Source organism: Ruania alba (assembly GCF_900105765.1).
GTDB lineage: Bacteria > Actinomycetota > Actinomycetes > Actinomycetales > Beutenbergiaceae > Ruania > Ruania alba.
Genome location: NZ_FNTX01000001.1, coordinates 597,991 through 622,665 on the forward strand (window position 1 = coordinate 597,991; position 24,675 = coordinate 622,665).

Annotated in this window: 21 protein-coding genes; 7 read left to right on the forward strand and 14 right to left on the reverse strand. The window is 69.3% G+C overall.

All coding sequences use genetic code 11. The features are described 5' to 3' along the window. Positions 1-4 precede the first annotated feature (4 nt). The 6 genes from BLU77_RS02730 to BLU77_RS02755 are packed head-to-tail and all read left to right on the forward strand — an operon-like array spanning position 5 to position 3,371. Positions 5-856, forward strand: coding sequence for a type II secretion system F family protein (locus BLU77_RS02730; protein ID WP_089772929.1), 852 nt, complete (start codon positions 5-7; stop codon positions 854-856). Next, a complete protein-coding gene (locus BLU77_RS02735; protein ID WP_089771583.1) occupies positions 856-1,785 on the forward strand; it encodes a type II secretion system F family protein in 930 nt (309 codons plus the stop codon). The genes BLU77_RS02730 and BLU77_RS02735 overlap by 1 nt, the downstream gene beginning before the upstream one ends. Before the next feature lie 27 nt (positions 1,786-1,812). Further along, complete coding sequence (locus BLU77_RS02740; protein WP_089771584.1) at positions 1,813-1,995, forward strand: hypothetical protein; 183 nt, start codon at positions 1,813-1,815, stop codon at positions 1,993-1,995. Continuing rightward, complete coding sequence (locus BLU77_RS02745; protein ID WP_089771585.1) at positions 1,992-2,375, forward strand: TadE/TadG family type IV pilus assembly protein; 384 nt, start codon at positions 1,992-1,994, stop codon at positions 2,373-2,375. The genes BLU77_RS02740 and BLU77_RS02745 overlap by 4 nt, the downstream gene beginning before the upstream one ends. Positions 2,376-2,383: 8 nt before the next feature. Further along, a complete protein-coding gene (locus BLU77_RS02750) occupies positions 2,384-2,869 on the forward strand; it encodes a pilus assembly protein (protein WP_245708640.1) in 486 nt (161 codons plus the stop codon). A 13-nt stretch (positions 2,870-2,882) separates the two neighbouring features. Further along, entirely contained in the window at positions 2,883-3,371 is a 489-nt protein-coding gene (locus tag BLU77_RS02755; RefSeq protein ID WP_139177565.1) for a hypothetical protein, read from the forward strand. Positions 3,372-3,560: 189 nt separating this feature from the next. Here the strand turns inward: BLU77_RS02755 and BLU77_RS02760 are convergent, their stop codons facing one another. Beyond that, positions 3,561-6,245, reverse strand: coding sequence for a helix-turn-helix transcriptional regulator (locus BLU77_RS02760; RefSeq protein ID WP_089771587.1), 2,685 nt, complete (start codon positions 6,243-6,245; stop codon positions 3,561-3,563). Positions 6,246-6,385: 140 nt separating this feature from the next. Between BLU77_RS02760 and BLU77_RS02765 the strand changes: the two genes are divergently transcribed. After that, positions 6,386-6,991 (forward strand): dihydrofolate reductase family protein, encoded by a 606-nt coding sequence (locus BLU77_RS02765; protein ID WP_089771588.1) that lies wholly within the window; start codon positions 6,386-6,388, stop codon positions 6,989-6,991. A 133-nt stretch (positions 6,992-7,124) separates the two neighbouring features. Here BLU77_RS02765 and BLU77_RS02770 read toward each other — a convergent pair whose 3' ends face one another. From BLU77_RS02770 to BLU77_RS02830, 13 genes are all read right to left on the reverse strand, one after another. Beyond that, complete coding sequence (locus BLU77_RS02770) at positions 7,125-8,066, reverse strand: hypothetical protein (protein ID WP_089771589.1); 942 nt, start codon at positions 8,064-8,066, stop codon at positions 7,125-7,127. A 101-nt stretch (positions 8,067-8,167) separates the two neighbouring features. Further along, positions 8,168-8,716 (reverse strand): type 1 glutamine amidotransferase domain-containing protein, encoded by a 549-nt coding sequence (locus BLU77_RS02775; protein ID WP_089771590.1) that lies wholly within the window; start codon positions 8,714-8,716, stop codon positions 8,168-8,170. Positions 8,717-8,787: 71 nt separating this feature from the next. Further along, on the reverse strand, positions 8,788-11,037 hold the full coding sequence (locus BLU77_RS02780; RefSeq protein WP_089771591.1) for a glycoside hydrolase family 31 protein: 2,250 nt from the start codon (positions 11,035-11,037) through the stop codon (positions 8,788-8,790). Continuing rightward, complete coding sequence (locus BLU77_RS02785) at positions 11,034-12,134, reverse strand: glycoside hydrolase family 15 protein (RefSeq protein WP_089772931.1); 1,101 nt, start codon at positions 12,132-12,134, stop codon at positions 11,034-11,036. Before BLU77_RS02785 ends, BLU77_RS02780 begins: the two co-directional genes overlap by 4 nt. A 146-nt stretch (positions 12,135-12,280) precedes the next feature. Further along, the gene (locus tag BLU77_RS02790) at positions 12,281-13,552 is read right to left on the reverse strand and encodes an ABC transporter substrate-binding protein (protein WP_217632343.1); all 1,272 of its coding nucleotides are present in this window, start codon (positions 13,550-13,552) and stop codon (positions 12,281-12,283) included. 44 nt (positions 13,553-13,596) lie between these two features. Next, on the reverse strand, positions 13,597-14,412 hold the full coding sequence (locus tag BLU77_RS02795) for a carbohydrate ABC transporter permease (RefSeq protein WP_089771592.1): 816 nt from the start codon (positions 14,410-14,412) through the stop codon (positions 13,597-13,599). Next, a complete protein-coding gene (locus tag BLU77_RS02800) occupies positions 14,405-15,349 on the reverse strand; it encodes a carbohydrate ABC transporter permease (protein WP_089771593.1) in 945 nt (314 codons plus the stop codon). Before BLU77_RS02800 ends, BLU77_RS02795 begins: the two co-directional genes overlap by 8 nt. 4 nt (positions 15,350-15,353) lie before the next feature. Continuing rightward, positions 15,354-16,598, reverse strand: a complete 1,245-nt coding sequence (locus BLU77_RS02805; RefSeq protein WP_089771594.1) for an ROK family transcriptional regulator — start codon at positions 16,596-16,598, stop codon at positions 15,354-15,356. 135 nt (positions 16,599-16,733) lie between these two features. Next, positions 16,734-19,211: a glycoside hydrolase family 2 protein gene (locus BLU77_RS02810; RefSeq protein WP_089771595.1), complete on the reverse strand. Its 2,478-nt coding sequence runs from the start codon at positions 19,209-19,211 to the stop codon at positions 16,734-16,736. Between the two features lie 83 nt (positions 19,212-19,294). Further along, entirely contained in the window at positions 19,295-21,526 is a 2,232-nt protein-coding gene (locus BLU77_RS02815) for a glycoside hydrolase family 3 protein (RefSeq protein ID WP_175476921.1), read from the reverse strand. 2 nt (positions 21,527-21,528) lie between these two features. Beyond that, positions 21,529-22,380 carry a carbohydrate ABC transporter permease gene (locus BLU77_RS02820; protein ID WP_089771597.1) on the reverse strand — a complete coding sequence of 284 codons (852 nt, stop codon included), beginning with the start codon at positions 22,378-22,380 and terminating at the stop codon, positions 21,529-21,531. Next, positions 22,380-23,312, reverse strand: coding sequence for a carbohydrate ABC transporter permease (locus tag BLU77_RS02825; RefSeq protein ID WP_089771598.1), 933 nt, complete (start codon positions 23,310-23,312; stop codon positions 22,380-22,382). The genes BLU77_RS02820 and BLU77_RS02825 overlap by 1 nt, the downstream gene beginning before the upstream one ends. Next, on the reverse strand, positions 23,309-24,580 hold the full coding sequence (locus BLU77_RS02830) for an ABC transporter substrate-binding protein (protein ID WP_175476922.1): 1,272 nt from the start codon (positions 24,578-24,580) through the stop codon (positions 23,309-23,311). Before BLU77_RS02830 ends, BLU77_RS02825 begins: the two co-directional genes overlap by 4 nt. Positions 24,581-24,675 lie beyond the last annotated feature (95 nt).

Genomic DNA, 24,675 nt, shown 5'->3' on the forward strand with positions numbered 1-24,675 from the left:
GCAGGTGGGAACCGTCGCGGGCCTGATCTTCGGCGCGGGAGTGCTGTGCATCTGGTGGTCGTTCTGGCCGCGGGTACCGCGCCCGCGCAGCGAGAGGTCCAGTCGGCTGCAGGACCTGCTCGTCCAGGCAGGCATGCCCGGCGTCAGCCCTGGAGGGATGGTGGCCGTCTCGCTCGGTGTCGGTGTGCTGGTGCTCGTGGTGGCCTTCGGTCTCACTGCCTCGCCGCCCATCGCGGTCGCGTTCGCTGTGCTGGGCGCCCTCGCCCCGCAGGCATACGTGCAGGCACGTGCCCGACGGCGCAGGGTGGCCCTCCGTGAGCTGTGGCCGGACGTGGTGGACGACCTGTCCTCGGCCATTCGGGCCGGGTTGTCCCTCCCGGAGGCACTGATCAGTCTGGGCGAGCGCGGTCCCGAGCCGATGCGTGCCGAGTTCACCGCGTTCGCCGAGGACTATCGAGCCACCGGGCGCTTCGCGGACTCGCTCGACCGGCTCAAGGCAAGGCTGGCTGACCCCGTCGCGGATCGCCTCATCGAGGCGCTCCGGATCACCCGAGAGGTCGGTGGCAGTGATCTGGGGCGGCTGCTTCGCACCCTCTCGCAGTTCCTCCGGGAGGACCTGCGTGCTCGCGGTGAGCTGGAGGCACGCCAGTCCTGGACAGTGAACGGAGCGCGTCTGGCCGCGGCGTCGCCGTGGCTGATCCTGGCGATGCTGAGCACCCGCCCGCAGACGGCCGACGCGTTCAACAGCCCCGTCGGTGCACTCGTGCTCCTGCTCGGCGGAATCGCCTCCGCGGGTGCCTACCTGATGATGGTACGGATCGGCCGGCTCCCCGAAGACGTGCGGGTGATGCGCTGATGCTCACCACACTCTCCTTGACCGGCGGTGGGATCGGGCTGATGTTCGGTCTCGGCAGTTGCCTGGTGATCTGGCGACTTGCCGCCCGTCGAGTGCGGTTGATCGATCGCGTCTCGCCCTACCTGCGCGACCAGGTGGTCACCTCGCGGTTGCTTGCCGAGAGCCCGCACACCCCGTTCCCCACGGTCGAACGGATGATTCGGCCGTTCCTCGGTGATCTCGCCGCCTTCCTCGAGCGCCTGGGGAGTACGGCGGTCAGCATTCGGCGCCGTCTGATCCGCGCGGGCAGCCCGATGTCCGTGGAGCAGTTCCGGACCGAACAGGTGATCTGGTCAGCGCTCTCGCTCGCCGGTGGGCTGCTGGCTGCCCTCGTGCTTGCCGCCACCCGGCAGACGTCGCTGCCCGCGTTGATCGTGCTCGTGGCCCTCGCGGGGCTGGCCGGGGCTCTGGTGCGGGACACCATGCTCAGTCGCCAGGTGGCGGCCCGGGAGAAACGGATGATCGCGGAGTTCCCCACCGTGGCGGAGCTGCTGGCGCTGGCGGTCGGGGCCGGGGAGGCGCCGGTGGCTGCATTGGACCGAGTGGCACGCAGCACGCGCGGTGAGCTGTCCGGCGAGCTCAGCACCACGTTGGCCGATGTCCGCTCCGGGAGGACCCTCACCGAAGCGTTGGAACGGATGGCTGCCCGGACCGACCTGAGCAGCATCGTCCGGTTCACCGACGGCGTCGCCACAGCGGTGGACCGCGGCACACCGCTGGCTGATGTGCTGCGGGCGCAGGCGCAGGATGCGCGCCAGGTGGGGCACCGAGCGCTCATGGAAGAGGGCGGCAAGCGAGAGATCGTGATGATGGTTCCCGTGGTGTTCGTCCTTCTTCCCATCTCGGTGGTCTTTGCGGTGTTCCCGGGGCTGTCGGTGCTGTCGATCTAGCAAGGCTCTACACAGAAGGAGAAGACGATGAAGAACTGGTGGACCGGGGTCAAGACGCGCCTGCGGCAGGATCCCGAGCGCGGTGATGTGCCTGGCTGGGTGCTCGTCACGTTGATGACCGCGGGCCTGGTTGTGGCGATCTGGGCGCTGGCCGGGCAGCTCCTCGAGGATGTCTTCCGGACGGCGATGGAGCGCGTCCTCGGAGCATGAGGGAGGCTGCGCGGGAGAACGAGCGTGGGTCGGCCCTGGTCGACTTCCTGCTCGTCTCGGTGCTGGTGACCGCGCTGATGCTCGCGGTGGTGCAGCTCGCCCTGACGCTGCACGTGCGCACGGTGCTCATCGATGCCGCGGCCGAGGGGGCCCGGTTCGGCGCCCTGCACGGGAGCTCGATCACGGCCGGGCAGGAACGCACGGCTGCGTTGATCGATGCGACGCTTCCGAGCGCGTACGCGCAGCAGGTGACGGCGGAGCTGGGCAGTGCCGATGGCGTGGAGCTCGTGCAGGTGCATGTGAGCGCTCCGGTCCCGGTGATCGGGCTGCTCGGCCCGTCCGGGGTGATCAGCGTGACGGGTCGGGCGGTCGCGGAGTGAGCGGTGACGTGCCTTCCCTGGGCGTGGCGCGATGGGTGCGGCGCCGCTGGGCGCAGGTGCGTGCCGGCGACGATGCCGGCAGCGCCGTGGTGGAGTTCCTCGGTGTCGCGCTCATCCTGCTCATCCCGACCGTGTACCTGATCATCACGCTGAGCAGGGTGCAGGCGGCCGCGTTCGCTGCCGACGGCGCCGCACGGGACGCGGGGCGTCTCATCGCTCAGGCGGAATCCCAGGAGGAAGGGGCAGCCCACGCGGCCTACGCCGTGGAACTGGCATTCGCCGACCAGGGCTTCGAGGTGGACGGCGAGCAGGCCCTGGACGTGACGTGCTCCGGTGATCCCTGTCTGAGCCCGGGCTCCTACATCCACCTGCAGGTGAGTACCGATGTCGAACTGCCGCTCGTCCCGGAGTTCCTCACCGAGGCGCTGGCCACCGAGGTGCACGTGCAGGGAGAGGCGATGGCCGCCGTCGACGACTACCGGGCTGGCGGTTGAGGTGGCCGGATCGATGCGAACCCTGCGTGCACGGTGGCGTGATGCTCGCGGCGGGCACCGCGAGGACGGCCAGATCCTGCTGCTGTCGATCGTCTACGGGGCCATCACGCTGGCTCTGGTGCTGGTGGTGATCGCTGTGTCGGCGATCTACCTGGAACGCAAGGACCTGCTGTCCCTGGCCGATGCGCTCGCGGCCGACGCCGCCGACGCCGCCGATGAGACGACTTTCTATACCGAGGGTCGCGGAGACCCCGGGCAGCTCCCGCTCACTGACGCCTCGGTCCGTGACTCGGTGGAGGAGTACCTGGCCGCAGCGCCGGCGAGCATGGTCGACTTCGAGGACTTTGCCGTGGTCCCACCCACCGGAACGCCCGACGGCGAGATCGCCGAGGTCTCACTCACCGCCCGGGTACGTCCGCCCGTGCTGCCGTGGGCGCTGCTCCCGTTCGCGGACGGCTTCCAGATCGAGGTGACCGCCTACGGTGAGCCGGACGTGCCCTGACGTAGACGGTCCGTGGGTGGTCGGCCTTCTCTCGTCCGGAGGCGTCCGGGGCCGAGGCGAAGGCACGCACCGGGAAGGCGACCAACCCGCCCCGCCCTACGGGGCGCTCGGTCGGTGCGCCCACGTCCCGCCAGTGTGTGTCGGTGTCCGCATACTCCGACTGCCGCGCGGGCAGGCAGGGCAGATGGATCAGTCCGTCCTACGCGTGGAAGCCACCCGGGCGAGTTCAGTGCGGTTGGCGACCCCCAGCTTCGCGTAGACGTGCGCGAGATGGGTCTTGACGGTTCCCGGCGCGATGAACAAGCGTTGCCCGATCTGCGGGTTGGACAGGCCGTCGACGGCCAGTGCGATCACGGACAGCTCCGTTGGCGTCACACTGTCCCAGCCGGTTTCCGGACGACGGCGCGGCCCACGGGACCGGGAGGCGTAGTCTGCGGCCTCCCAGAGTGTGAGCTTCTGCCCCTGGCCGAACGCCTCGCGGAGGTGTGGGTCCTCCAGGGACGTGTCCGCGGTGGGCTCTCCGACCCACGAGCGACCGGCATACCCGGACTCGTGTCGGGCGCGGCGGACCGCACCGGAGAGTATCGCGGCGGGCTCGGTCCGGCCGCGAGCGGAGAGCTGACCGATGATGGCTTCCAGGGTGTCGATGCAGCCGGGTACCTGACGATGCTTCGACCTGATCCGCAAGGCCTCGTAGCGGTGGTCCAGTGCCTGTTCGGGGTGCTCTGTCAGCTCGGCTCGCAGCTCGGCGGCCTCGGCTTGGCATTCGGGGAGACCCAATGCGTCGGCACGGGTGGACAGCGTGGCCAGCAGGCTTCGAGCCCGGTCCGACTCTCCGCTACGGAGCAGAGCGGCGACCAGAACGGCCTGGGTCTGCGGGGTCAGTGCGGTGTCGTCGACGGCGAGCGCCGCGCCTTCGCGTCGGCACCACTGCGCCGCCATGTCCGGGGCGTCGCGCGCCAGAGCGACGAGCGCGGCCGTTCGCTCCCATCCGGGCACGAAGGGTGTCACATCTCTGTCATTGACAAGCTGGTCGATCTCGGCGAGGGCGCGTTCGGCGCCGTCCAAGTCGCCGCGTAAGCGGCGCATGTCAGCGACCGCACTGAGTGCGACACCGAGGCGGTGGACGTCGTTGAGTGGCCGCGCGGCAGCAGCCGAGTGCTCCGCGGCGTCGGCAGCACGATGCACGTCACCGGACTTGGCCAATGCGCGAGCGAGGAAGCTCAGTCCTGTCGTGGCGACACCCCGGTGACCACGTTCGAGCAGAGCATCGGAGGCGTCGTCGAGCAGCTGAATCGCCTCGGTGTACTCCTCGCGCATCAGGTGGAGAAGTCCCAGAACTACCTGTGCACCATCCCCGACGAACCCGACCGTGCGCTCTCGCGCCTGCCGTGCCACGTCGGCCGCGAGCTCTCGAGCCGCGTCGAGATCGGTGTTGATGAGATCGATGGCCAGGAAAAGCCTCGCCTGGAGGATTGTCGGCCAGTCGTCGAACTCGAGGGCCATCGACTCCGCCTGCTCGGCAGCGGAGACCCGTTCGGTTCGGTACGCGGTCGGATCCGCTACGATCGCGATGCCGAGCAACACTCTGGCCTGGATCATGCTGAGGTCTTCCCGTCCCGCGTGATGAGCCCGACGAAGTACGGCCAGGCCCTCTTCGGACGAACCCTCCAGATGCCAGAGCCAGGCGATCTCCCCGGCGAGCGCTCGTGCGGGCGCCGAATCCTCCAGCTCCAGGCCCCAGTCGAGTGCAGCCTTGTGGTTGGCGTAGTCGCGACTCACGCCCCTTCGCCAGGCATCGACGTCGTCGTCCCGCAGCCGGGTGATCGCCCTGGCCAGATCCAGATGTGCCGTCAGATGGCGCTCGCGGACCTGTTCGCCGTCGGGTGACTCCTCCAGACGCGCGGACGCGAACGCATGCACGACGGCGAGCATGGCGTACCTCGCCTCGGGGCCGGTGGTGTCGGCGATCACCAGCGATGAATTCACCAGACCCCTCATCGCCTTGAGGACGCCGCTCTGCGGAAGGTGTCCGAAGCCACAGACCTCGGCCGCCGTGGAGATGGTGAACCCGGGCCGGAAGATCGCGAGTCGACGGAAGAGGGTCCGCTCATTCTCGTTCAGAAGGTCGTGGCTCCAACGCAGGGACGCCTGCAGGCTGCGTTGACGGAAAGGCGCGGTTCGCGGTCCGCCATCCAGGAGCCCCAGCGGGTCCTTGAGCGCCTCCGCGATCTCGCGGAGGGTGAGGGTCCGGGCCCACCCCGCCGCGAGCTCCACCGCGAGCGGCAACCGGTCGAGCCGGTCACAGACCCGCCGCGCCTCCTGAATGACCGGCCCCGGCCCCTGAAGGCCGGCGCGATCGCGAAACAGGTCGAGCGCGTCGTCCAGGGACAACGGCGGTACCCGGTACACGTGCTCGCCCTCGATATCGGCCGGTGCCCGACTGGTGAGGAGGAAACCACAATGCCCGGCCTCGCTGGACACGCTGTGGACGAACGCCGCCACCTCGTCGAGGACGTGCTCGCAGTTGTCGAGCACCAGCAGCATCCGGCGCTGCCGAATCTCCCTCGCCAGCGCAGATCCGCTGCGGAGTCCGGACGGGAGGACCTCATCAAGAGCGGACAGCACCCGAGTCAGGACGTGGTCCGGCCCTCGGTCGCCGCCGAGCTCCACCCACCACACGCCGTCGACCCAGGCTTCTGCAGTCCGCGTGGCGACAGCCTGCGCCAACCTCGACTTGCCGACGCCGCCGGGTCCCACCAGCGTGACGGTCCGCATCCCAGCCAGGCTCGACGCAATCTGCGCCACTTCGCCACGCCGCCCGATGAACGTCGACAGTTCAGGTGGCGCGTGATGCACGGCACGGGTGGACACCTCGGCGATTCTGCCAGCCTGCCGGAGTTCCCACCCGGTTCTATTCCCTGTGACCGGATCTCTGCCATCTGGCCGATGTTCTCCTCGCGTTGTCGCCACGATCCTGTGCTGTACGCATCGGAGCCGAACAGGAGACGGACATGACCGAGAACAAGCGCACAATCGTCGCCAACATCACCTTGTCGCTGGACGGCCGCACGAACGGACCCGGCGGTGACGCAGACATGGGCTGGCTCGTTCCCCATGCGATCACCGACGGCGCGCGGGACGGGATGACCCGAATGAGCAGCGGGGCCGACCATGCACTCCTGGGTCGCAAGAACTACGAGGGATTCGCAGGTTTCTGGCCAGGAGTCGCAGACGACGAGAACGCCGATCCTCGTGACCGCGCATTCTCACGTTGGCTCAATGACGTGGAGAAGACCGTGTTCTCCTCGACTCTCACCCAGGCCGCATGGCCGAACGGGCAGGACGCCGAGGTCGTCGACGGGGACCCGGCCAGTGTCGTGGCGAGGCTGCGAAAGGAGGCCGGTGGTGACGTCGTCGTGCTCGCCAGCTCGAGCGTGATCAAAGCCCTACTCGAAGCCGACGCGATCGACAGGTTGAGCATCAACCTCTGCCCCGAACTCGTCGGGGGCGGTGCCCGGCTCTTCGAGGACGGCCTCCCGACGACCTCCTGGAAGCTGACCGATTTCACCACCAGCAACACTGGTGCAGTGTGGATGTTCTACGACCGCGCTCGCTGAGGGACGACGTAGGTCGTGACTGATGGTAGAAGCGGTGGTGAGCGTCAGGCTGATGCCCATCGGCGGGGAGGCGTCGAGACGCCACGTCGTCCCTCACGCATGAGGTCCCACCAGTGGAGTCCTCCGAGGAGCCTCACCAGACGGCCAGCATCAGGGCAGCAGTGACGACCAGGTAGAGGATGAACCAGACCACGCTCGCCAGCTGGGGCCGCCGGTAGTAGGCTGCGGCGTGCTCCTTGAGCGGCGAGTGGTAGCGCGTCTTGGCCACCCACCAGAGCAGCAGGTGCCAGACCACGATGGCGCAGATCGGCTGGCCGATCAGGATGACGAGCGCGCCGACCGTCCGCCACGACTCGTCCGGGACGACCCGAGAGATTCCGAAGGCGATCACGCCCATCGGTGCGAAGCCAACGACGTAGCCGACGAACCCGGGAATCAACTGGCTGCCGATGAGACCGGCGCGGGTGAAGCGGCGCAGGGTGTAGTCGACAACGGGCAGACGCCCCGCGCCCGTCCAGGTGCTGCCCCGGCGGACCGAAGCTGTCGCCTCGTCCTCCATGGGCATCCCCGAGGCTTCGAACACGCTGGTCACCTGCTCGACCGGGTCCGCGTCGGCCAGGCCCCGCCGGGTGGCTCGGATGCTCAGCAGCAGCGGGATCCCGGCGATCGCGATGGCTACCACCATGGCTACGGCCCAGGGGAGGGGTACGTTCTCGCCGATCTCGCCCAGGTAGATCCCGTTCAGGGTGAGCAGCGCGAGCACGAGCACCACGATCCACACGGTCCGCAGTGTCCGCGCCCACCGGGGGATGCCGTGGAAGTCGTGCCGGACCGGGCCGTAGGTGATCGATTCCGGAGTCGGCGGCATCTCGAAGACACGGAGCCGTGCTCCGCCGCGTTGGAGGATCTCCCCCTCACCCGCGATGGTGGTGATCGTGCCGTGTGCGCCGGTCACCTCCACCGCACCCGGGCCGCCGCGGACCGTGACGACCTCTCCCTTGAAGCGCCCCGCGCTCGCATAGGCTCGTGCCGTCTGCTGGTGGTACTCGTGGACCTGATAGGGCTGGTTCGTCATCGCGCGTTTTCCGTCGGGTGCTCCGACCGTATCGGAAGACCCACGGTGACGCGGCCGGCACTACCGGCGGTGGAGGCACGGCCCGCCGATCGCCACCACCCTCAGGCGGTCTGGCCCGCGTGGGTTCCTTCCCGGAGCTCCTCGATCAGCTTGGCGTTGAACGCGGGCAGGTCGGCCGGGGTGCGGCTGGAGACCAGCCCTTGGTCCACCACCACCTCCTCGTCCACCCAGGTGGCGCCAGCGTTGTGCAGATCGGTACGAAGGCTCGGGTAGGACGTGAGCCAGCGTCCACTGACCACCTCGGCGTCGGTGAGGATCCAGGCCCCGTGGCAGATCACCGCCACCGGCTTGTGCTGGGCGAAGAACGCCCGGGTGAAGGCCACGGCGGCCTCGTCCATCCGCAGGTGGTCGGCGTTCACGACGCCACCGGGCAGCACCAGCGCGTCGAACTCACCGGCCTCCGCCGCGGAGCTGGTCATGTCGACCTGCTGCTCGTGCCCCTTCTTCCCGGTGATGGTGCCGGCGCTGGGGGAGACCAGCACCGCTTCGGCTCCTTCGGAGGTGACGGCGTCCCACGGGGAGGTCAGCTCGCTGTCCTCGTACCCGTCGGTGGCCAGGAACGCGACCCTGGTGTGGGTGAGCGTAGTCATCGGCACTCCTCTCGGTGAGGTCTGCTGTCCTTCCACCGTAGGTCCGATGTCCCGGTTCAGCATCTGCGCCCTCAGCCCTGCGCTGAGAAGACCTCCCGCACGTCCTCCCACGCCTCGGCACGAGCGAACACCGGCACCCGGTCACGCTCGGTGACGTCGGCGTCCAGGGTCGCTCCGCCGTCGTGGGCTCGCCCGGACCACACGTCCACCCAGGTGCCTTCCGGCAGGTACACCGGCCAGGTGCGGGCCCCGGGCTCCAGCACCGGTGCGACCAGCAGGTCGTCCCCGAGCAGCCACTGCACCGGGTGCTCCCACACGGCAGGGTCGTCCGGGTGGTCGAAGTACAAGGGCCGCATCAGCGGCCGGGACGTCGCCACTGTCTCCCGCGCGGAGGCGGCGAGGTAGGGCACCAGCCGCTCGCGTAGCTCCACCAGTGCCCGCACCTCGGAGATCACCGCGGCGTCACCGGTGCGCTCGGCGATGTTCCACGGGGTGCGGTCCACCGAGGGTGTGCGGTGGTGGTTGAACTCGGAGTGGTACTGCATGATCGGCACGAACACGCTCGCCGCCATGGCCCGCACGTACAGCTCCGGCTCTGGGATCGGTCCGGAGAACCCGGCGATGTCCCAGCCCCAGTAGACGATCCCGCAGGCGGCCGCGCTCAGCCCGGCGAGCATCGACCACCGGAACGCCTCCCAGGTGGAGTTCTCGTCCCCGGCCCAGAACGCGCCATGCGCCTGCGAGCCGGTGAACCCGGCCCGGCTGAACGTCACCGGCGCCTTCCCGCACGATTCCAGCAGTCGCCCGTAGGCGGCCGCGTACCCGGTCGCGAAGGTGTTGTTCGCCTCATCGCCGCGACGGCCGTCCAGGTACACCAGGTCCGACCCCCAGGCGTGCTCCCCGCCGTCGGTCTTGAACCCGTCGATGCCCACCTCCTCCACCAGGTACCGGCGCTTGGCCGTCCACCAGTCGGCGGCCCGCTCGTCGGTGAGGTCCGGCATCAAGCCAAGCGGGAACCACCAGCCGCGGTTGCGATAGGGCCGCAGACTGCCATCCGGTGCCTCCTCCCGGACCAGCACCCCCTCCTCGATCGCCACTCGAGCGTCCGCCTTCGCCTGGCCGACCGGGTGCGGGCGCATCTTGATCAGCGGGATCTGCCACAGGTGCACCCGCACGTCACGGGCGTGCAGGGCGTCGACCATGCCCTTCGGGTCCGGCCAGGCGCCGTCCGCCGGGAAGGTGAAGTCCGCCAGCCGCATCGGCCCGCCGTCCTCACGTACCTCATACTTGGCGTCGCGGAAGGCGGTGAACGTTTGCTCGTCGCTCCATGCCTCGATCACCACGTTCCCCACCGGGATCTCGTGCTCGCGATGCAGCGCCAGCTGCCGCTCCACCTCGGCCTGGGTGTTCCACTCGTTGCCGCTGGCCCACAGCCGGAACACCCAGTCGGGCAGCTCGGTGGGGCGGCCCACCTCGGTCAGGAATGCGTCCAGGACGGCGGCCGGCTCACCCGCGTAGGTCGCCACACCGAGCAACGGCGTGGTCCCCGACGGCGCAGCCACCTCCGCGGTGATCTCCAGCCTGTCCGGGCTCGCCTCGCCGATGTCGAACCACACCCGGCGTGAGGTCTGCACATGGAAGCCCCACCCGGCGCCGCCGACCACGTGCGCGAACGGCATCGGCAGATAGGTGCGCCGGTGCGCGCCCTGGCTCTTGTACTGCTCGAAGACCACCGAGTCCAGTGAGGCTCCGCGGTGGTCGAGGGCGTCGTAGCGCTCCCCGAACCCGGTCACGCGCTCACCGGGTGCGAGTGGGAGGGCGAAGCGCACCTGGTGCACTCGTTTGCCGTCGTCGAGCACCTGGGTACCGGGAAGAACCCCGACGGCGTCCCCGGCCAGGTCCAGCACGTCGCCCTTGGCGTCGCGCCAGGTGGCTGACCGGCACTCGTAGAAGCGGGTCTTTTGCGCGTCACCGGTGCTGCTGCTGGTGTGGCCGACGAAGCGGTAGCGCACCCTTGTCCCCGCAGCCGGCGCCACGATCTCCGTTTGCCACCCGCCCGCTTGGCGGGCCTGACGTGCCTGCGCAGAGGCGAGGTGGCCGCCGTCGGTGGACTGCCCGCGCGAGGACCGGGCCACCGGCGCCAGCGAGACCGTGGTGACCGGTCCGCCGTCGACCTGGTACTCCAGATCCACAGCGGTGACCTCAGCGGAGGTGCGTACGCCGAGGCGCAGCGACTCTCCCGCAATGGGCTGCACGGGAGAGCGTTGCTCGGTGTCATGGGCGTAGGGGTGGCCGGAGCCGAGTGGCCGGTGCCGGATCATGCGTCCTCCTTCAGCTCCGCCGCCAGGCGGAGCACCATCGCGTGCGACCACAGCAGCGGTGTCGCCACCGGCCCCCAGCGGTCGATCCATTCGGTGCGGTACTCATGCGCGAGCAGCTGCCCGTCCACCTGCTCGGGCAGCAGGCCGTCCGTTGTCGCGGTGCCGGCCGCCCAGTCGAGCAGTTCTCCGGCCCGTGCGGTGTTCCCGGCGCGTGCGTGCGCGAGGCCGAGGAAGCAGGACAGCAGTGGCCACCGGCCGCCGCCGTAGAAGGTGTCGGCGCGGAACCGGTAGACGCCATCGTCGGTGCAGAGCTGGTCCTCGATCGCCGCGATCGTGGCCGCGGCGAGCTCGGACTCTGATTCGATCACCCCGAGCGGGCCGATCAGCGCAGCCAGGCTGGCGTCCACGGCATCGGTGCCGAGCCATTTGGTGAGGTGACCGCCGGCCACGCCCCGTTCGTGGATGACCGCCATCGCCGCCTCCGCCCCCGCACGGGCCGCCTCCGCCCGGGTGCCGGTCACCAGGCCCGAGTCGGCGGCCGCACGCAGCCCGGCCACGATGCAGCCCAGCGTGGAGACGTGCACCTGCTCGGCGTGCTCCTCCCACCAGTCGTAACAGGGCCGATCCCAGGAACTGAGCAGGTAGTCCACGGTGAGCCCGGCGGCGGGCTGCCACCGCGTCACATCGAGCCCGTGGCGTGCGGCGTGCTGGGCTGCGGCCCACAGCCAGGTGCCATACCCATCGAGCTGGAAGTCCCACCACTCGTCCGCCCCGGGGGTGCCGGCCATCGTGAACCGGGTTGGCAGCATCTGCTCCTGCGGCACCGGCGCGCCGCCCGCGGCGGCCGCGACCACCCGCTCGATCGGCGTGCGATGGGCCTCGACCACCCCGGCGCACCAGTCCAGGAACGCCGAAGGGGAGGCCACCTCCCCGGCGGAGGAGACGCCGTCGGCGATGAACGCACCATCCCGGAACCAGCAGTACCCGCGGTAGGCGGAGAACGTGGGGCTCGCCGGGTAGGCGCCGCCCGGCTCCTGCAGCGAGGTGATCAGTGCGCGGGAGGTCTCCAGCAGTGGGGCATGGGCAGTGGTGGTCATGATCGTCTCCACTGGGGTGTCACCGAGTGCCCTCGATTTCGGCTATATCTCAACGGGTGAGCGAAATCGGGGGCACTCGGCGTGGGTGGGTGGTGGGGTGAGGTGGTGAGGGGGCCCGGCGGGGACGTGGGCCCCGGAGTGGCCGGTCAGCCGAGCAGGGCGTTCACGCGTTCCTCGGCTGAGGCGAGCGCCTCCTCCACGCTCTTGCGACCGGCCGCGGCTTCGGTGAGCTCCTCGGTGACGATGTCCTGCATCTCGGCCTGACCGTCACCGATCGACGGGGCCAGCGCCACCTGCTCCAGGGAGTCGAACACGGCCTGTCGGTTCGCCGGGTTCTCCTGCTGCAGGTAGGCGTCCAGCTGTGCCTGGTCGGCGATCGGCGGCAACTCCCAGCCGGACTCCAGACGCACGTCCACGGTGGTGGAAGAGCTGGTGAGGAACTGCGCGAACTCCGCGGCCGCGGCCTGGTGCTCGGACGTTGCCGACACGCCCACCGCGTTCGAGAAGAGGGCGCTCGCCTGCTGCGCATCGCCTGGCTCCACGGCGATGTCCCAGGCGAAGTCCGCCTCGGCGAGGGCTCCGAACATCCAGATGCCGTTGTGCCACATGGCCAGCTTGCTATCGAGGAACAGGCCGCTGTCGAAGTCCGGTGTGCCGGCGCCCTGTTCCGCCGTGGGCATCGTGGTGCCGGACTTGTTCACCAGCCACTCGGCCGCGGCGATGCCCTCGGGGGAGTTGAACGCGGCCGCGGTGCCGTCCTCGGTGAGGAACTGTCCGCCGGCCTGGGCCACGGCCTTGTAGTACTCGTGGTAGCTGATCGGCTGGTAGTCGCCCCACACCCCGGCATCAGCGTCGGTGAGCGCCTCGGCAGCCTCCTGCTCGTCCTGCCACGTCCAGTCCGCGGTGGGGTAGTCCAGGCCCGCGGCGTCGAACAGGTCCTTGTTGTAGAACAGCACCACGTTCGAGAACGAGCTCGGCAGGGCGTACCGGGTGCCGTCGGTGGCGTAGGCCTCGGCGAGGGAGGTCTGGTAGACGCTGGTGTCCACCTCCAGCGGTGCGAGCACTCCGCTGTCCTGGTAAGAGGCGTAATTGGCGAACTCGATGTCGAACACATCGGCCACGGTGCCGCCGGCCAGGTCGGTCTGCAGGGCGGTGAAGTAGTCCGCGTAGGGGAGTGTGGTGACCTCCACGGTGATGTTCTCGTGCTCGGCCTCGAACGCCTCGACGATGGTGGCGAGGTTCTCCTCGTTGCCACCGGCGGAGATGAAGTTGGTGTACGTGATCGTCACCGGGCCGTCGTCGGTGGTGCCGGCCGGCTCGGTGGCAGGGTCGTCGGTGCTGCCTGAGACGCAGGCGGTCAGGGTGAGGCCGAGCGCGGCAGCGAGGCCGGCGCCGGCCATCCATCGGGTGCGGGTCATGAGGATCTCCTTCGATTCTTCAGGGTGAGTCAGGGTTCGGGGTGTCATTTCAGTCCGGTGCCCGCGACGCCTTGGATGACGTACTTCTGGGCGAAGACGTAGAGGGCGAGCATCGGCAGCACACTGACCACCGAGCCGGCCATCATCACGTCCCACTGGGTGGTGTATTGCCCCTGCAGTCCGGCCAGCGCCAGCGGCAGCGTCTGCAGGTGCTCGGAGCGCAGGATGATCAGCGGCCACAGGAAGCCGTTCCAGCTGCTCATGAACGCGAACACGGCCAGGCTCGCCAGGGCAGGCCCCGCGAGGGGGAGGATGAGGCGGGCGAAGATGCGGAAGTGTCCGGCGCCGTCGATGGTGGCGGCCTCGTCCAGCTCCCGGGGCACCGCGTTCATCGCCTGCCGTAGCAGGAACACCCCGAACGCGCTGGCCACCCCGGGCAGCAGCACACCCAGGTAGGTGTCCACCAGGCCGAGGCTGCGCATCTGCACGAACAACGGCACGATCAGCACCTGGATCGGGATCATCATCGTGGCCAGGTACAGCCCGAAGACCACGCCCCGCCCCGGGAAGGCCAGCCTGCTGAAGGCATAGCCGGCCAGCGAGCTCGTGACCAGCTGAAGGGCCGTCGTCGTGATGGCCAGGCCGAGGGAGTTGGCGATCACGCGGGCGAACGGGGTGTTCGCGAACAGCTCGCGATAGGCCGCCAGGGTCGGGTCATCCGGGATCAGCTGCGGGGTGGCGTCCAGGCCGACACCGCTCGAGAGTGAGGTACTCACCGTCCACGCGAACGGGAAGAACATCACCAGTGCGCCGAGGGCCACCACGGCGGTCAGCAGGATGCGGCGGATGCGCTCAGGCATAGGTCACCCACCTCCGCTGCCCGATCAGCTGGATCACCGTCACGGCGAGCACCAGCAGGAACAGCAGCCAGGAGAGTGCCGAGGCCTCCCCGGCCGAGCTGTACCGGAACGTCAGGTCGTAGATCTGCTGCACCACCACGGTGCTCGAGCCGGCCGGCCCGCCCCCGGTCATCGCATACACCTGGTCGAACACCTGGAAGCCGTTGATTAGGGAGATCACCACCACGAAGAAGGTGGACGGGGACAGCAGCGGCAGGGTGATGTTCAGCAGGCGCCGGAATCGCCCGGCACCGTCGATCATGGCCGCTTCCTGCACGTCGGTGGGGATGGCCTGCAGCCCGGCGAGCAGGATGATCATCACGAACCCGAGGTCCTTCCACGCCGAGGCGAGGATGATCGAGGGCATCGCCCAGTACGGATCGGTCCACCAGCCCGGCCCATCGATCCCGAGCCCGCCGAGCACGGCGTTCACCACGCCGACCGACGGGTTCAGCAGCCACCGCCACACCAGGGCCACCACGATCCAGCTGGTCACCACCGGCAGGAAGTAGATCCCGCGGAGCAGGTTCCGCGCCGGGATGAGGCTGTTCAGTGCGAGAGCGAGCGCCAGGCCGCCGATGTAGACCAGCGGCAGATACCCGACGACGTAGTACAGCGTGTTCGCGAACACGCGCCTCGTGGCGTCATCAGTGAGCAGCGTGGCGTAGTTGTCCAGCCCGACCCACTCCATCACCCCGATCAGGTTCCACGAGTGCAGGCTGGTCCAGAATGCGCCGATCATCGGATAGATGGTGAACGCCAGCAGCGGCAGGGCGCTGGGCAGCAGGAACGCCAGCACGGTGAGGGTGTAGCGCAGCCGGCTGCCGCGCCTGGCTTGTCGAGGCGGCGGGAGTGGGCGCGCGGTGCGCGAGATCCCGACGGCGGAGGGTGCAGTCATCGCCTCACCCTCCGTTCCCGGCAGGGCCGGCTGGGCTTGCTGCGCTCGCAGCGACCTCGCCGATGGCGAGGCGCTCGCGCACGAGACGTCCCTGCTCACCCGAGAGTCCCTGGGCGTCGAACGGCGTGGACAGCACCAGGGCCGCTGATCCCTGGGCCCACCGGTCGTCCTGCCAGGTCTCCACCGTGACGGGGATATGACGAGTGTGCGGGATGAGAGCGGCGCGGAAGGCGGGCTCGAATCCGGCCGACCAGTGCGTCCAGGCCGTCACGCCCTCTCCGAGCACGATCACGGCCTCCGGGTCGAGCAGGTTGACCACCCCGGCGAGGGTGCGGCCGAGGTGGGTGCCGGCGGTACGGAAGATTGCCTGCGCGCCAGCATCACCGGTATCGGCGGCGGTGTGCACGGCGTCGATGGAGGCGGCTTCGGGAACGATGCCCTGGGCGGTCGCCGCACGAAGCAGAGCCTCTTCACTGATCAGGGTCTCCAGGCACCCGGTGCTGCCGCACACACAGGCCGGTCCGTCGGCCACCACGGGAACATGCCCCAGCTCGCCGGCGCCACCGCGCCACCCGCGCAATACGTCGCCGTCAGTGATGAGGCCGGCACCCACACCGGTACCGATGGTCACCACGAGGGCGTGCCCGAGGCCGCGGCCGCTGCCGTAGAGCGCCTCGGCCATGGCGAGAGCGTTGACGTTGTTCTCCACCAGGACCGGCAGGTCCAGGGCGCGGCGCAGCGTCTCGCCCACGGGCACCCGCACCCAGCCGAGCTGGGTGGAGTCCACGGTGCCGGCGTGCTGCTCGTCCACCGTGCCGGGCACGCCGACGCCCACGCCGAGCAGCGGGCCGGAGGTGCCCGCGTCGATGAAGGCGACGGTGACGGCGGCCAGCTCGCTCAGCGCCGCGGGTGCGGCGGCGTCGAAGTCGCGGGTAGCCGACCGCTGGACGGTGCCGTCGATGCCCACCTCGACCAGGGTGATGTGGTCGGCCACCACCTTGATGCCGATCGCACGGCCGCTCTCGGCGACCAGGCCGAGGAGCCGGGCCGGCCGGCCGCCCTGGGAGGGGGAGTGGTCCAGCTCGGTGAGCAACCCGTCGGCGATGAGCCGCTTCGTCGCGCCGGTGATCAGGGCGGGTGAGACGTCGAGCACCCGCGCCAGCTCAGCGCGGGAGGTCGGTCCGTGGACTCCGATGTGGGCGAGTACCGCGGACCGGGTGACATCTGTACGTGCCGTCGTCCGACCCAATCTTCACTCCTTTGTTAAGCAGTGAAGTAAGAGTAGGTGGGTGGAGGAACGCACGTCAAGCACGCTGTTCCCGGCGGGCGAGGATGCCCGTCGGGAACAGCGTGAGGTGATGCGGGTGGTGCGGCGTGATCGCCGTCAGTCCGTGGCTACACCGTGCAGGTCGTTGGAGCTGCGCAGCACGGGTGCGGCGGTGAGCAGTCCGGTCTCGAGCGGGTGCTCGGTGGTGACGTGGACGGTGACCGATTCCCCGGCGCGGAGGGTGTCGAGGGCGCGGTCGGTGCGGGCGTCCGGTGCGAGGCGGTCGGCCAGGACGGTCACGTCCAGGGCGAGCGAGGACGCGGTGATGTGGACGTCGTATCCGTCGCCAACCCGGGTGGCGCTCGCGGTGAGCGCGTCCGGGTCGAGGGCGACGTCCTTGAGCTCGGCGAACAGGTGAACGGTGCGTTCCTCGCCGAGGGTGGCGACCAGCGCCTCGCCGGTGGCATCGGCCGGTGTGGCCAGGCGGGCCGGGATCTGCACCAGCGTGACGGACCGGGCCGGCGCGTGCACGGGTGTGTCCTCGGTGGCCTGCCCGACGCCGTCGAGGCTTTCCCGGCAGAGGTGCAGGGTGTCGTCCCAGGTGTCGTCGGAGTCATTGACCACGGCGACCACCAGTCCGGTCTCGCGCGGCGCGATGGTGAGCAGTCGCGGTGCGTAGGCCGCCTGCATGGCGTACCAGAGCGGTTTGGGGCGTTCGTCGCCGTCGATGGCCGCCCAGGAGGTGACCGGCCAGCAGTCGTTGATCTGCCACACGATCGCTCCGGCGGTGTGCGGCCAGTGTGACCGGTAGTGGGTGAGGGCATACCGGACGGCGTGGGCCTGGTTCAGTTGGGCTGCCCAGTGCCAGTCGGTGAAGTCCTCGGGAATCCCGAGGTGCGGCGCCATCCCACGGTCGAGCTTGCCGTTGCCGTCCGGGGCCTTCTGGTGCAGGAGGAATGCCGCCGACTCCTTGTGCAGGTCCTGCGGGGCGAGCGCGCGGGTCAGGGTGGCCCAGGTGGGCGGCCCCTGGAACCCGAACTCGGAGACGAACCGGGGAGCCTCGTCCCGGTAGTGGGAGTAGTCGACCTGGTTCCAGACCGCCCACTCGTGCTTGAGTCCGTGGTCGGGATCGTTGGGGTGCTTCTCCCACGGGGCGAAGCCGGGGGAGGCAGGGCTGCCCTCGACGTAGGCGCGGGTCGGGTCGACCTCGGCCACGACCTGGGCGAACAGGTCGTGGTAGTAGCCGTACCCCCAGGTGCCACCCTCGAGCCGGGCGTCCCAGTCCTGATCCACGGAGAACCAGAGGTTCTCGTTACCGCCGCACCACAGCACCAGGGAGGGGTGCGGCATCAGCCGTGCCACGTTGTCGCGGGCCTCGGCCTCGAACTCGCCACGCAGGGGCTCGTCCTCGGCATAGGCGGCACACGCCAGCAGGAAGTCCTGCCAGACCAGCACGCCGGCGGCGTCGCAGGCGTCGTAGAAGGCGTCCTGCTCGTAGATCCCGCCGCCCCAGACCCGCAGCAGGTTGATGTTCGCCGCCACGCTCTGCTCCACCCGGCGGGCATACCGCTCGGGCGTGACGCGGGTGAGCAAATGGTCGTCGGGGATCCAGTTCGCCCCCTTGATGAAAACGGGCACACCGTTGACCTCGATCACGAAGGAGGTACCCGCCTCGTCCGGATCGGCGCGGACCGCCACGTCCCGGAAGCCGACCTTGCGGGACCAGCTGTCCCGCTCCCGGTCCCCGTCCGCCAGGGTGACCTGCAGGTCGTACCGCGACTGCGGCCCGTACCCGTGCGGCCACCACAGGTCCACGTCACCCGCCTCGAGAACCACGACCGCGCGCCCACCGGTGACGGCGACCTCACCCGTGGCGATCGGTCCGCCGTCGGGGGCGGTCAGCTCCGCCCGCACCCGCCGGCCGGGATCCTCGGCGCCGGCCACCTCCAGGTCGGCCACCACCTCCACCCGACCGGTGCCGTCGGCACCGACGGTGACCAGCGGGCGCACCTGTGCCAGGCGCGCCTCGTGCCACCGCTCCAGGTGCACCGGCTTCCAGATCCCCGCCGTCTGCAGGTCCGGGCCCCAGTCCCAACCGAAGCTGCACGCCATCTTCCGGACCGCGTTGAACGGGTGGTCGTAGGAGTGCGGTCGAGGGCCCACCTCCTGCGCGATCTCCTCGGCACGGGTCAGCGCCGAGGAGAAGGACACCACCAGGGTGTTCTCCTCCTCGAGCAGACCGGTGACGTCGAACCGGTAGGAGCGGTGCATGTTCTCCGTGCGGCCCACGATCGCACCGTTCAGGGTGATCGTGGCGACCGTGTCCAGCCCCTCGAACGCCAGGGCGGCACGCTCGCCCGGTGCGATCGGTTCCGCCTCGAACGTCGTTTCGTACACCCAGTCGGCCCGGTGCACCCAGGTCAGTGCTGCCTCGTTCTCGCCCAGGTAGGGATCCTCGATCAGCCCGGCGCTCAGCAGGTCGGTGTGCACCGATCCCGGCACCTGCGCGGGAACCACCGCAGTGCTGATCGTCGTGGGTGCGTCGCCGCCGGTGCAGCGCAGCGTCCAGCCCTCATGCAGGGGCAGCCTCGTCATCGAATCCTCGTTCTCGTCTCGTACGTGCGCTCCGGCGGAGCAGGGCTGCGCCGGACCAGCTCAGCAGGTCGCGAGCGCGACCCTCAGTCTGTCCTGGGCTGGCCGGTGAGGGAAACCACGTGCACCCCGGGGGCGCCGGACGGATGTGGGCCCGGCGTGACGGACAGCAGGACGTGGGTGGGTGCCACCGCGGGCTCCCCGTAGGCATTCCGCGCGAACAGCTCCTCGGTACCCAACGTGAACGGGACGTCCCGCACCTGCCCAGGTTCGAGGCTCAGGCGGGCGAAGGCGAGCAGCTCGTTCTTGCGGCGCTGCCGGCCGGCGACCTGCCGTTGACCGTGCAGCAGCACGCCATGGTCCACAGCACGGTCGGTGTGGTTGCGCACCCGGACCGTCACGGTCAGAGTCCGGCCGCTGCACAGATCCTCGGCAGTCACGTCGGCAGCGGGCGCGAGCAGCTCCTCATCGACCCCTGGAGTCCCGCCCAGGCCGAACGGGAGCGATCGGCCGTCACCATCGGCGTACCCGTGGAAGTGCTCGAGGCGCTCGTTGTGGGCCACCGGCAGCACGCCGTCGGCGAACGGGAGGCTGATCGGCAACCGCCCGGAAGCCGTCGACTCACCGGTGAGCACCCGGGCGATCGCGGTGGCCCCCGCCGGCCCTGGGCAGGGCGCGAACAGCACCGCGTCGGCGCGTTCCAGCACGGGAGTGAGCGACCGTGCCCGGCCGGAGACGATCACGCACACCACCGGGATCTCGAGGTCGGCCACCTCGTGCAGCAGGCGGAGCTGCTCGGCGGGCAGCTCCACGGAGGCGACATCCACGCCTTCACCGCCGGTCGCGATCGCGGAGCCGGGGATCGCGGCACCGTTGTCGTCGAACTCGGTCGAGTACAGCCGCTCGCTGGTATCGCCGAGCACCACCACGGCCGCATCGGCCGCGCGGCACACGGCGAGATCCTCCGCTTCCACCCGCCATCGGGTGCCGCTGCGCCCGCGACAGTGCGCGGGTGTGCGGACCCGCTCGGCCATCCCGGGGCGGTCGCGCAGTGCTGTGGCGACGCCGCCAAGGTCCCCGGCGATCGGTGGGGTGTAGTCGCCGAGCAGGGCAGGCAGGTCGTCGGCGTTCGGGCCCACGACGGCGATCGTTCCGCCGGGCAGGGGAAGAGCGCCGGGGGAGGTGCTCAGCTGGATGATGGACCGCTGGGCGATCCGGCTGGTGACGGTTTCGGCGGTCGCCGGGGTGGCCGTCTCGGGGATGTCGGCCTGCGCGCCGAGCAGCCCCAGCCGGTGCTTGAGCGCGACGATCCGCGTGGCTGCCTGGGCGATCTCCTCGGCGTCGACCAGTCTGGCGTCGACGGCCGACTCCAGGGCGGTGAAGGACTCGTCCCACAGGCTCATGTCCACGCCGGCGCGCAGGGCAAGGGCTGCGGCTGTGGCGGGATCGTCGGTGAGTCTGATCAGCCGGTCCACGGCGCCGCCGTCGGCCATCACGATTCCCTCGAATCCCCACCGTTCACGCAGCACGTGGGTGAGCAGGTGCCGGTGGGCGATGCACGGAGTGCCGTCGATGTCGTTGTAGGCGGCCATCACCCCGACGGCGCCAGCCAGCACACCGCTGCGGGCGGCGCGCAGGTGCAGGTCGCCCAGGTCGAGCGGTCCGAGTGATGCGCTGGATCCGTTCCGGCCGCCGATGCCGGCGCCCTGCCCGGCGAAGTGCTTGAGCACCACCCCGACACCCGGCACGTGGGACATGCCCTGCACGACGGCGGTCACGAAGGCGGCGGCGGCGTCCGGGTCCTCCCCGTAGCACTCCTCGGTCCGCCCCCAACGGGGGTCGCGGGCGATGTCCAGGCCCGAGAGCAGCGCGAGATGCGTGCCGCTCGCCCGCAGCTCGGCTGCTGTGAGCTGCGCAGCCTCCCGGACGCTGGTGACGTCCCAGGAGGCGGCGGCCGCGAGGTTCACCGGGAACAGACTGCCGCCGATCGCCATGTGCCCGTGCGGGGCTTCCTCCACCAGGAGCGGAGGGATCCCGTGGTCACTGTGCTGCACGCAGTACTCGGTGACCAGGGCCGCCACATCCGCGCGCTCGGCCACGGAGATACCGGACTCCAGGTCGACCCCGGACCACGGGTCGGCACGGAACAGGCCGTACAGGGCGCCGAGCCCACCCCACCGGTCCACCTCGCGCCGGAGCACATCGGTGACGGTCCAGCCTTGCGAGGTGCGCTGAATGCACTCCCAGCCCTTCAGGCGCTGGTTCAGCTGGCCGACCTGTTCGCGCAGGCTGAGGTCCGATACGTGTGCTGCAGGCATTGTCATCCTTTCAGCGCTCCGGCAAGGATGGCACTCTCCATCCGTCGCGCCATCGCCGCGTATGCCAGGTAGACCGGCACGAGCGTGATGACCACACCGGCGGCGAGGATGCCGAACTGAGCGTTCGTGGCTGCGGACAGCGTTGGGAGGGCGACCTGGGCGGTCCGCACATCCGGACCCGTGCCGCCGATCACGAGGGCGAAGAAGTACTCGTTCCAGAAGTTGAGGAAGTTCAGGATGGCCACCACGGACATCGTGGGAACCGTGAGCGGCACGTAGATGGTCCAGAAGACGCGTGCCTGGCCCGCGCCATCGATGCTCGCCGCCTCTTCGAGTTCGCGAGGAACGGTGCGCATCGCCTGGGTGAGCAGCAGCACGGCCATCGGGATCGCGGCGGCACCGAGAATCAGGATCAGGAACTCACGGGTGTGGAACATCCGGAACGCGATCGCCAGCAGCACCGAGGGAACCAGGGCAGCAAAGCCGGGGATGAGGAAGCCGGCGCCGAAGATGGTCTCCAGGACGCGTCCGGTGCGGGCTCGTGCCCGGGCGATGGCGTACGCGGCCGGAAGGGTGACGGCGAGCGTGAGCACCTCCGCACCCAGGGTGACGTAGATCGAGCTCACCATGGCGCGGCCGAGGTCGGCCTGGTTGAAGGCGTTCGCGAAGTTCGAGAAGGTCGGCGACAGGCTCGGCAGGAACGGCTGGTCGATGATCTCCACGGTCGACTTCACCGAGGAGATCAGCAGGTAGTACAGCGGGAGAGCGAGTGCGACCACATATGCCCACGCCGCGCCGTGCGCGAGGTACCTGGTGCGGCCGGCCCGGAATGTACCGCGACGTCGTGATGCCATCAGGACTCCTCGGATTTCTCGTTGAAGAACGATCGAATTCCCAGCAGGCCGATGGCTCCGATAATGAAGAGCCCGACGGCGATGGCCTGGCTGTATCCGACCTGTTGCCTCCCGAATGCGTAGTCATAGACCAGGAATGACAAAGTCACCGTGTCATTCCCCGGCCCACCGCGGGTCAGTAAGAGAACCAGGGCGGCCGACCCGAAAAGTGTCCACAGGAATTGCAGCGTGGTCACCACACCGACGAATTCCCGCGCCATCGGCCAGGCGATGGACCTGATGCGCCGCAGATGGCTGCAGCCGTCCAGCTCCGCGGCTTCGAACACCTCGGACGGAAGTGCGGACAGGCGTGCCGCGAACATGACCGTCGAGATCGCCAGCCCGGACCAGATCCCGATCGCGATGATCGCGGCCAGTCCGGTGGCGCCTTCTGCCAGCCAGGGCCGTTGGATTGCATCGAGCCCGACCAGGCCCAGGACGGCGTTCGCCAGTCCCGAGGGTGCGAAGACGCCCGAGAACACCATGGCCAGGGCGGGTGTGGACAGCAGCACCGGTGTGAACAGCAGGGTGCGGATGAACCGGTGCCCGGGTGGGTGCAGGTTGAGGTAGTACGCGAACGCGAACGCCCCGACGATGATGATCGGGATGGACACGCCGAGCTGCACGACCGAGTTCACCAACGCCTGGCGGGCGACGTCGTCGCCGATCACCCGGACGAAGTTGTCCAGGCCGACGAAGGTACGGTCGGCGTTGATCGAACGCCACTCCAGCAGGGCGAAGTAGAACAGCGCTGCGATCGGTCCGACGGAGAAGAGCAGGAACCAGACCAGAGCTGGGATCGTCGGCAGCAGACCGGCCACGGACCGCACGAGCGAGGACCGGGCCGGACGCCCCGCCGACGAACGGCGGGGCGTCACGGTGTCGGAGCTCATCCGGAGTAGGCCTCGTCCATCGCCGTGCAGATCGCCTCTGCATCGTTACCGGGGGAGAACGCGATGCTCACCGACCGGTACATCGGGTTGGTGGCCGATGCGGGGATGTGCAGGTCAGGCATCACGGCCCAGTCCACCGACTCCGGGAGAGTGGTGAGGGCCTCGGCCAGCAGCGGGTTGCTCTCACTGGCGTCCGACCCCTCCGGCAGCACCAGCGGAACGATTCCGCCATCGGTGAGCAGGGAGTCGATGATCTCGTCCTGGTACATGAACGTGATGAACTGCTCGACCGACTCGATCTTCTCCTCGCCGTTCTTGCTGACCCAGAACCCGGAGCCAGTGGCGCCCTGGTAGGCGGTGGGCTGGCCGTACTCGCCGTCGCTGGGTCCGGGGAAGCCGCCCAGCTCGGTCACCGAGATGATCTCTTCCGGCGCCTGCAGGTAGGACCAAGAGCCCATCGAGCCGATGGCAGCCTGGCCGGTGAAGTACTCCGTGGTCGCGTCATCGACCGTGTATCCCTCGGCGCCGTTCACGAACAGGCCGGCGTCGCGCAGCTCGGCGAACAGCTCGATGCCGCGCATCGCGTTGTCGGACTCGCAGAACGTGCCCTCTGCGAAGACCTCGACTGCTTCGTCCGCGGGCAGGTAGCTCTGTGCGATCTGCAGGAAGAGCTTCTGGCCGGACCAGTCGTTGCCGCCTGCCGCCATCGGGGTGATCCCGGCGTCGCGCAGCGCGGTGACGGCCGTGAGCAGCTCGTCGGTCGTCGTCGGGATCTGGTCCACCCCTGCCTCGGCCAGCAGGTCGGTGTTGAACCACCACGGCCAACTGAAACCGGTGTAGGGGATGCCGCGCAGGTTCCCCTCCTCGTCGGTCCATTCCTCGACGTTGTACTCAGGAATGACCTCGTCCAGACCCCACTCGCCGATGTAGTCGTTCAGCGGGACGACGATGCCGTCGATGGCCCAGTTGAGCTGCCGGTCGGTGAGGTTGAGCAGGACAACGTCTGCTTCCTCCCCGGCCAGGGCGGAGCTCTCGTATGCCTGGTTCAGGTCGTCGCTGTTGTAGAGCAGCTCGACGGTGATTCCCGTCTCTTCCGTGAATTGTTCGGTGGCGGCCACCAAAGGCGCATTCTGTGGCTGCGACTCGGTCCAGTTGGTCTGGATCACGAGGTTGTCGGAATCAACCTCGTCGCTGCCACCGGAGCACCCGGCAGCGACCATCAGAGCGGCGATCGCCGGCACGGCGATCATTCGAGGACTCGGCTTCATTGCGTGGGCTCCTTCATACGGAAACTGCAGGGGATAAGAACCGGGCAGGTGGGGGAGAACGGCGCGGTTCATTGGTGCGATGAGCCGCCACTGTA